Raw genomic sequence first — 11364 nt, forward strand, 5'->3', positions numbered from 1 at the left:
GAAGAAAATTCTTTCCCTGTTCCCTGTTCCCTCTTACCCATGACCCATGACCTATTACCTGTTCCCTCTTCCCTATAAATAATATCTAACAGTTGTGACAATACGATTTTTGTTAGCTCGTAAAGCGTTCTTTAAAAACAAAGTGGTTTGGTTATGTAAAATACTATCCCACCAATGACGAGGGACAAAAACTGGGATAATCACAGTTGTAAAAACATCTGGATGAAGTTCTTTAAACTGAGTCACAAAATCCACAATTGGGTCAATTACGGAACGATAGGGAGAGTCAATAATTTCCAAAGGAATATCCGATTGGAGATTTTGCCATTTTTCTTGAAGTTTTTCTCGGTTTGTTGAACCAATATCCACGTGAATAGCAACAATTTCATCAGCAATTGTCCGCGCGTAGTCTAAAGCTTCGACTGTGCCTCGGTTCAATTGTCCAACCACGACTACCGCAGGGTGAGTAATAACTTCCGGTTTAGGAACGGAGATATAACTGCAGGGTGCTAGGTCTTCAATACTTAAACGTTGGGCTACATACTGATAATGTTTATGAATGGCGGCAAATAAAACCACCACTAACGGAATTGCGACGACAACTAACCAAGCACCTAAGAGGAACTTTGTAGAAATAATTACGAACAATACAATGAGAGTAGCGAATGCTCCTAACCCATTCATAAATGCACTTGCACGCCAGTTTCTAGTTTGTCCTTGAAACCAGTGACGAACCATGCCGGCTTGGGAAAGGGTAAAAGAAGTAAATACACCCACTGCGTAGAGGGGGATAATGGCGTTAACTTCACCTTTAAAAATAATGGCTAAAATTCCCGCACAACTACTGAGGAGAATAATACCATTGGAGTAAACCAAGCGATCGCCCAATAGGGACAACTGACGGGGTAAAAATCCATCTCTGGCTACGAAATAACACAGTCTCGGAAAATCCGCATAACTGGTATTCGCAGCTAACATCAGAACCAACAGGGTAACAATTTGCAGGAAATAGTAAACGGGGCCTGTTCCCAAAATTACTCTCCCCAAAAGGGAAACCACTGTTTGTCCTTCTTCGGGAACAATGTGATAAATGTTTGCTAAGTAAGTGATACCCACAAACATAAATCCCAAAATCACCCCTAAATACAACAGAGTCAGCCTAGCATTTTTCCATTCTGGGGCTTTAAAAGCTAACACCCCATCAGATATTGCTTCCACCCCCGTCAATGCCGTACATCCCGCCGAAAAAGCCCGTAAGATGAAGAATAAACTTATTCCTTCCGTAGCGGGAAGAGCAGGATATTCAGCCGGAACTTGTCCAGTGCTATATTTAAACAGACCAATGCCAATTAATAGAAAAATACTCACAATAAAGGCAAAGGTCGGAAGCATGAATAGCTGTCCTGATTCCTTGACACCCCTAAGATTTGCCAACATTAATAAGAAAATGAAAATCAAACACAGCAGCACTGTGTGAGAGTGGAGTGCAGGAATCGCTGATGTTAAAGCCGCTGTCCCCGCAGATATACTAACGGTGACAGTTAAAATATAGTCAATCATCAGCGAACCACCGGCGACAAGTCCTGGATACAGACCCAGATTTTCTCTAGCGACAATGTAAGAACCACCGCCATTAGGGTAAGCGCGAATGGTTTGCCGATAGGAAAGAACAACTATGCCTAAAAGGACGATAATGGCGATCGCAATGGGTAGAGACAAGCCGAGAGCGCCACTTCCTGCTGCCACTAAAACTAGCAATATCTCTTCTGTTGCATAAGCCACAGAGGAAAGCGCATCAGAAGAAAGAACCGCTAAAGCCGCCGCGTTGCTCAAACGCTCTTCGCTATGGGCACTGGTTGGTAAGGATTTACCAAGAAAAAACTGCTTAATTTGAGGGTAGAAGGACATAAAAAGTCCAGATAACAAATGTATTAATTCTGACTCAGTTAAGAATTAACTCAAACCTGAGTTTACAGAATATAGCAATTTGGGAAGACTTGTAACAAATTAACTATTATACTTTAGCCTAAAATCTTGCTAACAAATACAAGTTTTTTCAATTACCACTTGATGGTGGAGAAGATAGAAAACACTAAATGAACAAATACTCAACATTTGTTAAATTATTAATTAATATTCACTAATACACCATGACGAGCAGCGAACTGGAGCGATACTACAGAATCTTAGAATTAGAGCCAGGGGCTACACTCGAACAAATAAACCAGGCTTATAAAGATTTAGTGTTTGTTTGGCATCCAGACCGTCTCCCCAAAGACAATCTGCGCTTACAACACAAAGCCCAGGAAAAGCTGAAATTATTTAATGAAGCTCGTGATAAACTGCGCTCTTTACGGGATAAACAGCCTAATTCATCTTATTCTTCCCCACCTCCAGCCCAGAAACCATGGTCTACGTACTCCTATCCACCACACACAACCTATCAACCACCACAGCCAAATTCCGATTTAAGCGGTAAAGATTTTAGTCGCGCTAATTTGAGCAACCGGGATTTATCAGGCAGAAACTTGAGCTATGCCAATCTGAGCGGGTCTAATCTTAGTGATACCTTTATGCACAAGGTGATTCTCCGAGGTGCGGATTTATCAGAAGCCAATTTATTTAGAGCTAACTTACTTTTAGCGGATTTAAGAGATGCCAATTTACGCTCGGCTAATTTGATTGGTGCGGATCTTAGCGGTGCTGATTTGCGTGGTGCTGATTTGACAGGAGCGAGAATTCGTTCAGGCGATCGCCTACTGGTAAAATTGATTGGAGCTAAATTAGCTGGAGCCATCATGCCTGATGGTATAATTCATACCTGAAAACAATCCCAGGAACTAAACAGCAAGTCAAAATTACTGACAATATAAAAAACTTAGTAATATTTCTTGCTAATTAGATTATCAGTAAGTACCATAGTCATAGCCATTAAAATTAATAATATAGCCATAGTCCATAATATGTGAGAGAATCTACTTCCTGCTCTTTGACTCCAAAATTTATTTTAGTTCTATTAATGATCATGAACATTGCAATTATTGGCTGTGGTTATGTAGGTTGTGCAGTTAGCAAATATTGGCAGTCAAACAGTAATTTTATGCTGACCGCAACTACCACTAGCCCAGAACGTATCCCTACTGTAGAAACAGTAGCACAAAGAGTTATTGTCACATCAGGTAATGATTTAGAAAGTTTGAAAGCCGTATTAAAAAATCAAGAAATTGTTTTATTAAGTGTCGGGGCGAAAAATGCAGATTCCTATGAAGAAACCTATGTAGATACCGCAAAAACCCTAGTTTCTCTCTTACCCCAATTTCCTCATATTCACCAAGTCATATATACAGGTAGTTATTCAATTTATGGAGATAGAAATGGTGTTTGGGTAGACGAAGAAAGCCCACCAGCACCAGCTAATCGCAATTCTCAACTCCTCAGAAAAACAGAGGATATATTGTTATCAGCGAACAATGAAAACACCCGCATTTGTATTTTACGGTTAGGTGGTATTTATGGACCGGGTAGAGAACTGGAAAAAATCTTTGGTAGAGCCGCAGGAACAACTCGTCCCGGTAATGGAGAAGATATCACCAATTGGATTCATCTTGATGATATTGTTAACACCATAGAATTTGCTCGTGAGCATCGCTTACAAGGCATTTATAATCTTGTAGATGATAGTCATCTCACAAATAAAGAATTACTTGATAATGTGATGACAAAAAACAATTTACCTAAAGTTATTTGGGATGCAGATAATAAAAATATCCGCCCATATAATGCCTGGGTATCCAATCAAAAGCTTAAAGATGCTGGATATAAATTCATTCACCCGCAAATAATTTTTTAGTCTTATAGCGAGGCAAGAGGCAAGAGTGAAGAAGTTTTCCGCGATTTTACGTTTCTTTACAGAGTTTGCTTTTATTGTGTTCACCTACTTAGTCGTGAAAAATAAATTTTATCTTTGGAACAGGGAACAGGGAACAGATAAGAGCTACAGAGATTTTTGTTTGCTCCAAGAATGTTAAATTAATTTTGCTCAGGTACTTATCATCATGTCATCATCTACAGTTAACAACGGAACAGCATTGCCAACCCAGTATTATTTTTGGCAAAACTATCGCTGTGCTTACGAAATTCATCAACCTCTCAATTCGCCAGCAACAGGCATTCCTTTACTTTTAATTCATCCTATCGGTGTAGGTTTATCACGGCAATTTTGGCAACGATTTTGCCGAGAATGGTATGATAAAAATCACCAAAATTATATCTACAATCCCGACTTATTGGGATGTGGTGAAAGTGATATGCCAGCCTTAGCACATACACCAATTAACTGGGCAAACCAGTTGCAATACTTTTTGCAAACTATAATTAAACAGCCCGTTATTATCGTCGTCCAAGGAGCTTTATTACCAGTTGCCATGGAATTAGTGAAACTGGAAAAAGACCTAATTGCCGGATTAGTATTATCTGATCCTACCTCTCGTCCAGTTATTACTAAAAATGCCCCCAAATGGCAACAAAACCTACTTTGGAGTATTTTTACATCTCCCATAGGTAATGCCTTTTTCCGCTATGCCCGCACCCGCAAATTCTTGTATTCTTTCTCATCTGAAAAATTATTTGCTCTCAGCGAAAACGTTGATGATGAATGGCTAAATACCCTCATGGCAGATGCTAAAAATATGAATGGGCGTTATGCTGTATTTGCTTTTTTAGCTAGATTTTGGCAAAGAGATTATAGTCATGATATTGCCTCAATTCCTCACCGCACATTATTAGTTGTCGGAGAAAAAGCTCGCGGCATCAGTAAAGAAAGTAAACCAGAAACTCCCGATGAAAGATTAGCATATTATTTGAATTGCCTACCTCAAGGTCAGGGAGTAAAAATCATTGGCAAGAATGTTATGCCCTATGAATATACTCAAGCATTTGTTGAGGTAGTATCACCATTTATAGCTTCTATTTCCAGTGTCATTTAAATTTCATTATTTATGCAATTTATGCACAGTAGGAGTTAAGCTGATTAAATCATCAATATTTCGCTTCATAGTTGTGCAAATTGCATCTAAAGGTAAATCATTTTCGTCATAACCAAAGGGATTTTCAATTTCTAACCCAATGGCTTCAATACCTAACAACGTAAAGCTAACCAAAGCAGAAATTAAGCCAGTCCACCAGTCAAGACTCTGGACGATTTGAAATGGCAATAGGAAGCAATACAACAATAATAATTGTTTGAGGTGAATAGCATAAGCCAGGGGCATTGGTGTTCTTAAAATTCGTTCACAAGCACCTAAATTATCTACCAACATATTTAATAGTTCCTGCATAGATGTCAGTTGATAACTATTAATGCAATTACGGTTATATTGCTGTTGTAAATAATCGCTAATCCAAAAGGCAATCTCTAAAGGCGGATTATTGATAATCTTTAGAGTGATGTATTTAGAATCTGGCATTAATGCTTCTAAATCACTATTTATAGGTTCATTTCGTAAATGTAGTTTTGTCGCTATGCCAAAAGCCACAAGTAAGTTTAAAGCCTCAATTTTATGATCTTTATCTTCCAGTTCTTTTTCATCAATAGATACCCAAATTTGTCGAGCTAAATTACGGATAGTATTGATTATTGCCCCCCAGCATTTTCTCCCTTCCCAAAAACGTTCATAGGCTGTATTAGTACGAAATACTAATAACAAACCCAAAACGATACTGGGAATAACAGTCCCTAAAATTGGTTGAGAAACGGGAATTTTCAGATGATAAAGTATAGAAATTAAAACTCCAAAAGCACCACACAATAGCACCCGTTTGTAAATCGCCGCAATGACTGATCCTTTTATTTGTAAAGCACTTTCAAACCATGGCAGTCTTTTCTCTAACATAAAATCCTTTGATACATCCAAGATGAGATAAAATATACAGGAAATTGTGAGATATAACAATACTTACTTAAAATCTAGGACTCCTAGAGGAATCCGGTTTGATTCTGTGAATTTACTTGTGTGGTCAGGGAACAGGGAAGGGAAAAAACAGAATTGATACCTACTGAGTCTTGCGTGGCGTACCCATACAAAACTCGGTACACCTTCATATTCTCAAATCCTCTTGCCTCTTGCCTTCCTACCCAGGAAAATATGGCTAAGAGGGTGTTTTAAAACTAACCCTGGCGACTAGAAGTCGCGGCTACACAGACAAAACCCACCTATTCCTTCGGTCCTGTAAGGGATACGTGGGTTAAGAACCTTAATTTTGTGTTAGTCCACGTATCCATTAGGGGACCGGAGGAATTTGATTACTTATAATCTGTATGGAGCTAAGCGGATTCGAACCGCTGACCCCCTCAATGCCATTGAGGTGCGCTACCAACTGCGCTATAACCCCGAAATCCTAATTCAATAAGCAAAAAGGCTTATTGGTTAGTTCTCTATAACTGCTTTGACTCCTAGCAGTATACAAGTTTATGCAAAGTAAGTCAAGCCAACTATATTAAGAAATATTAAGCAGTGAATTACCCTTAGTATCTAAATATTGTACGGTTGAGCTTTGGTGAATCTGCCTAAAAAGGTACGTAGTCACCATTAGTAAACTTGCTGAGGTTGGTTTCAGGAGAATCTAAAAATGGATCAGATGAATTCTGTTAGTATTGCGATCGCTTGGTGTTTAGCTTGGGGTAATGAACGCAAACCGCAGTTTGATGTTACTGTTTTACAGGAAAAGTGAAATTACTAATGATACATTTTGGTTGGAAAAATATGAAAATAACCAGAATCATCCTTTAGTTTCAGCATACTTTCAGCAAGATAAAAATCATTCATTAACAGATTTTAAAGAACGGAAAACATTTAATGAATTAGCTGGTAAGTTAGCATCTTTATTTAATCAACGACGGAATGGTAATAAAATTAATGGGAATAATAGACCTTTGCGCTGTTATCCTCCCATGTTTGAAACTCATCCTTATTTAGTACGAGATGAGGGCGATCGCCGTTCTATAATTATGCAAGCAGACGAACTACCAAATCAACCAAAATTTTCTGAAGTTTTGGCTCGAAAAAGATATGTTGGACAACGTGATTTAACAGCAGATGGTGGTGATTTTGCTACCCTGTTTTTAGGTAATGAACCTGCATCAAGATTGTATTAATCCTAGTATCAAAATCAGCGAGAAAAATTGAGATCACTTAAACAATATCTAGAGAATAATAAAGCTACTCTTACTAAAATTATTCATCTTAAATTAACTCAACTTTATCTTGGTTATCTTAGTCGTGAACACACAGCTTTAATAGCTTAATAAATCATTAGTAATTAATTTATCAGGAGATAATTGAATCGTGCCTAAAATTCTTTTAATTACAGTCGGTGGTTCTCATCAACCTATCGTAACCGCTATTCGTGACCTCCAACCAGATCGTGTTGTTTTTATTTGTTCAGATAGTAATAAAGGTACTAAGTCTCAGATTATAGGTGAAGGTTATCCATGTGAAATTAGACGGACAGAAACTTTGAAGATACCATCAAGACAAGAAGCATCCATATTAGAACAATTAGGTTTAGATGGTCGTTATCAGTCAACTCAAGATTCATGAAGCCTAATGCGAATAGAAAAGTTGCCTAATATAGTTAATCAAATAGGATTAGGTGATAAATTTCAACGCGATAGAGACATAATTTTAATTGAAGAACCAGATGATTTATCAGAATGCTATCTGAAGGCATCATTATGTATTCAGAACATTCAACAAAATGTCACAGATGCTCAAATGATGGCTGATTATACGGGTGGTACTAAATCCATGTCTGTAGGATTAGCAATGGCATCTGTTGATTATCAACTGACATTATATGTAACCACAGCCGTCCGCACAAATATTATCAAAGTTGAACGGGGTGAATTAACGGGACAAGCAAGTGTAGCACCTGTAGTTGCACAACGGACAATAGAACAATTTTTACCTATTTTCTTACAACAGTATAACTATCCAGCAGCGATCGCACAACTTCGGCGTTTATTATCATCAATGGCATTACCACCTGATATTAAGCGGCAAATTCAAACCCTATACGCTTGTTGTTCTGGGTTAGATGCTTGGGATAGATTTGAACGACGCTTTAGAGTTATTAGAACCTCAGATGAAAAACCCTGAAATTAGAAATTTAGCTCTATTTCTCAAGTGTGTAATTAATAGCAGAGGACAAATAGATGAAAAGTTTGATTCTAGTAATGGAACAGAAGGACATGGTTATGAAATAGTTCAAGACTTAATATTAAATGCAGAAAGGCGTGCTACCCAACAACGTTATGATGATGCAGTTGGTAGACTTTACCGAGCTTTAGAATTATTAGCACAGATTCGTTTGTTAAAAGCTTTTGATAATGATGGTGAAATTGAGAATGAATTGACAATTCCTCCTAATTGGACAATCGAAAAGTCACCAAGATTAATGGCAACAAGGTTAGTTATGAAATCTTAGAAATCATTAAGAGACTTCCAAATAAAAAAATGTCCCAAAACTGATGCAAAAATTCTCTCTCTGTGTACTCTGTGCCTCTGTGGTTCGTTTCTTGGGATAATTTATTTCTGGGAAGTCTCTAACTCAATTTAAAATAGGCGAACCGGGAGTTATTAGTTGGATTTTTCGAGACTTAACGGGAAAAGTCAGACCTTTAACTTGAGCGATCGCCCTAGCTTTGGTGTATTCTAGTTGACCCTGCCGGCTGTGGCACGGAGTATTTGCGGATAAACTTTGGCTAGTGGTGATAACTGCCGTTCCAAAGTGCCTTTCTACTTATATCAAATAGGAAACTGATAGATAAGCACTTTACCTTGCCAATTTTCTTCTACAAATACAAGATATTCATCATTAGCACGACGAAAAGCACGGATACCATAGGGAATATCAACCCAACCACTTTCTTTGCCAACTTCTGGACCTGGAGTCATCTTTTTCACAAGTTCTCCCGTAGCAGTTTTGTAAACATATACCTCGGCGGTTTTGACACCCACTGCAAACACATAATCACCAGCTACACTCATGGCTGCGGTGGCGATTTGTCCTTTACCTGTAGTGTCGTAGGGAACAACGGTGCGCCATTTGGGAGTGCGATTTCCTTGACTCCAATTATCGAAGCGAGCAATTTCTGATCCTATGACTTTGGCATCATCAGCAAATGCCGGATGTTCAATCGTAAAACCTGATAAATACATAGTATCGGTTTCGGGAAAATACTCAATCCGTCGCAAGTCTTTGAAGGTGCTAGGAGTTTTGAGTTTTTTCATCGAACTATAGGTATAAATGGGATTTCCTTTAGTATCTAATCCCTGCAAAGGATAATGACGAATGCCATCTTCAGTTCGCAAAGTTTTCCAAACATCTCCTTTGCTGTCTACCCACCAACCTCCAATATAGGGATAGTCTTGACTGCTATCATATTCATTTTTTTCAAATGCACCATTACCATTACTATCGCGCCAAATCCATTCTCCGTTTGCGGGTTGATTAGGTGGCCAGTTGCCATGAACAGACTGTTTATTCTGATCATTAGTACCAACAAACATCCCCGCAGGAATGGCAATTTCACCATCTGTATTCGGTTGAAACCGATAAATTTGCAAAAAGCTATTGTACATATCTGTCAGGAATACAAAAGGTTTGCCTTGAATCCGCCGCACAAAAGTTCCATCTGGTGATGTATGTAGACGTGGGTCTTGAGCGTATTTAAAGGGATTGACTGTGTAGGCTTTATAAGTCCACTGTTTACCAGCAGACTTGCTATAATCCATGACATATTTTTCTTGTTTGGTGAATATAGTTACACCATCTGTTTTTGGATCTGTATCTGCATTATCTACAAATATTAATCCTAGTAATTGCCACACTATTTTTCCTGATGGCGAAAATTTTCTCAAATCTGTTCCCGATGTATTAAAGCCATTATTATTTACATAAATATTGCCTTTGGCATCTGTACCAACTCCAGTAATGCCGTAGAGTTTGGATGTTTTTACTTCTCCAGGTACACCACCAAAAATACCTTTTTTATCCCCAAAGGTATCCACGCGAACTGGCTGATTATTAATATTGTAAATTACCAATTGTTGATTAACCCCATTTTCTGCTACTAACAGTCTGCCGAGATTATCAATGGCTAATGCTGATGGTTGATCAACATCTGTAATTTCTTTGGGTAATTTCTTTCCGGCTTGAGAATAATTAACAATTTTTCCAAATTTAGCACCTTTTTTATTTTGGATAATCCATAAACTACCTTTTTTATCAATGGTAATTTTTCCGGGATTATTAACAGTGAACTTATTTATTTCTGCCATTGTTTCAGTATTATAGACCCGAACAATATTCTCGCCAGCATTGCTAACAAATAGTTGATTATTTATTGTTGCTATTCCTGTAACTTCATGACTTTTGCTGGTAATTAACATACTTTTATCCCAGCCATTTCCTTTTTCAAAAGGTACAGGTTTTCCTGTTAAGTCATAACGTCTGACGCAGTACCAATTTTGTCCTTGGGGAGGATAATATTCTTTTGTTTGATCTGTTCCACCTTGAGTCATAGAAATATAAATATATTTGCTATTTACTGTTATTGCTTTACCACCTAAACGATTCCAACCATGTGTATCTTCGAGGATAAAAATTGGTTTACCATCTTTATATACTCCTGCTTCACTACCAGCTTCATCCCAAACACTATTTGTATAAATTGTTCCGTCATCTTTGACATACATTGCTTCTATATTATTTTGTACTCGCAATTTACCATTACCAATGGTATTTCCTAACCAAGAGGTAATATATGTAATTTCAGAAGTTCTGACTGCTTTAGATTTTTTAGTTGTGGCTAAATCCATTGTCATGCCGGCAAATGTTATGAGTAGTCCACAGGTTAAACCCAATAAAATCTTGAAAGTTATTTTTTTTCGCCAATATCTCCTCGAAAATAAGTTATGAAGATATTGATAAAGTTTGTAGCAAGTTTTACTAATCTGCATAAATAATTCCGTTGCTGTAATATGCTTTTTGAATTTCTAATTTATCCCTGTGGGATAGGCTTTTAAATTCTTACTCATAAATTAACAAAGAAATTTTGTCTTGCATTTAATTTCATCAAAACTTTATTAATAACATATACATTTAAAATGTAAAAATTGAGGAGTGGGGAGACCCCGCCCCTACAGGTTTGATGATTTTCTGAATAAGTAGAGTAACGTAAATAATTAAAGGTTTGTAGTAAGGTCTTTAGACCTGAAAGTAGGGCTAAAGCCCTAACTACGAGCCAATTTCAAAATCTGTTAACTTACTTAACATAGTTCTATTTATTTTTGCCTACCTACT

The 11364-nt window shown here is 37.6% G+C and carries 10 protein-coding genes and 1 tRNA gene; 7 read left to right on the forward strand and 4 right to left on the reverse strand.

The window, feature by feature from the left end:
- Nucleotides 1-72 precede the first annotated feature (72 nt).
- A complete protein-coding gene (locus PN471_RS10730; RefSeq protein WP_271776840.1) occupies nucleotides 73-1908 on the reverse strand; it encodes an APC family permease in 1836 nt (611 codons plus the stop codon).
- Nucleotides 1909-2150: 242 nt separating this feature from the next.
- On the opposite strand from PN471_RS10730, the gene PN471_RS10735 reads away from it, so the two are divergent.
- From PN471_RS10735 to PN471_RS10745, 3 genes are all read left to right on the forward strand, one after another.
- Nucleotides 2151-2825: a pentapeptide repeat-containing protein gene (locus tag PN471_RS10735; RefSeq protein WP_271776841.1), complete on the forward strand. Its 675-nt coding sequence runs from the start codon at nucleotides 2151-2153 to the stop codon at nucleotides 2823-2825.
- 200 nt (nucleotides 2826-3025) lie between these two features.
- The gene (locus tag PN471_RS10740; protein ID WP_193893206.1) at nucleotides 3026-3850 is read left to right on the forward strand and encodes an SDR family oxidoreductase; all 825 of its coding nucleotides are present in this window, start codon (nucleotides 3026-3028) and stop codon (nucleotides 3848-3850) included.
- Nucleotides 3851-4055: 205 nt separating this feature from the next.
- Entirely contained in the window at nucleotides 4056-4985 is a 930-nt protein-coding gene (locus PN471_RS10745) for an alpha/beta fold hydrolase (protein WP_193893207.1), read from the forward strand.
- Nucleotides 4986-4991: 6 nt separating this feature from the next.
- Here the strand turns inward: PN471_RS10745 and PN471_RS10750 are convergent, their stop codons facing one another.
- Nucleotides 4992-5891, reverse strand: coding sequence for a bestrophin family protein (locus PN471_RS10750; RefSeq protein WP_271776842.1), 900 nt, complete (start codon nucleotides 5889-5891; stop codon nucleotides 4992-4994).
- A gap of 426 nt (nucleotides 5892-6317) precedes the next feature.
- Nucleotides 6318-6390: transfer RNA gene (locus PN471_RS10755), tRNA-Ala, on the reverse strand.
- Between the two features lie 313 nt (nucleotides 6391-6703).
- On the opposite strand from PN471_RS10755, the gene PN471_RS10760 reads away from it, so the two are divergent.
- The 4 genes from PN471_RS10760 (at nucleotide 6704) to PN471_RS10770 (ending at nucleotide 8484) form a co-directional block, all read left to right on the forward strand.
- Complete coding sequence (locus PN471_RS10760; RefSeq protein WP_271776843.1) at nucleotides 6704-7153, forward strand: hypothetical protein; 450 nt, start codon at nucleotides 6704-6706, stop codon at nucleotides 7151-7153.
- A gap of 190 nt (nucleotides 7154-7343) precedes the next feature.
- Complete coding sequence (locus PN471_RS23335; protein WP_334311911.1) at nucleotides 7344-7598, forward strand: hypothetical protein; 255 nt, start codon at nucleotides 7344-7346, stop codon at nucleotides 7596-7598.
- Between the two features lie 6 nt (nucleotides 7599-7604).
- Nucleotides 7605-8156 carry a hypothetical protein gene (locus PN471_RS10765; RefSeq protein WP_334311912.1) on the forward strand — a complete coding sequence of 184 codons (552 nt, stop codon included), beginning with the start codon at nucleotides 7605-7607 and terminating at the stop codon, nucleotides 8154-8156.
- A complete protein-coding gene (locus PN471_RS10770; RefSeq protein ID WP_271776844.1) occupies nucleotides 8143-8484 on the forward strand; it encodes a hypothetical protein in 342 nt (113 codons plus the stop codon). Before PN471_RS10765 ends, PN471_RS10770 begins: the two co-directional genes overlap by 14 nt.
- 320 nt (nucleotides 8485-8804) lie before the next feature.
- Here PN471_RS10770 and PN471_RS10775 read toward each other — a convergent pair whose 3' ends face one another.
- Nucleotides 8805-11021 (reverse strand): hypothetical protein, encoded by a 2217-nt coding sequence (locus PN471_RS10775; RefSeq protein ID WP_271776845.1) that lies wholly within the window; start codon nucleotides 11019-11021, stop codon nucleotides 8805-8807.
- Between the last annotated feature and the right edge of the window lie 343 nt (nucleotides 11022-11364).

This window comes from Aphanizomenon sp. CS-733/32 (assembly GCF_028330045.1).
Lineage (GTDB): Bacteria > Cyanobacteriota > Cyanobacteriia > Cyanobacteriales > Nostocaceae > Dolichospermum > Dolichospermum gracile.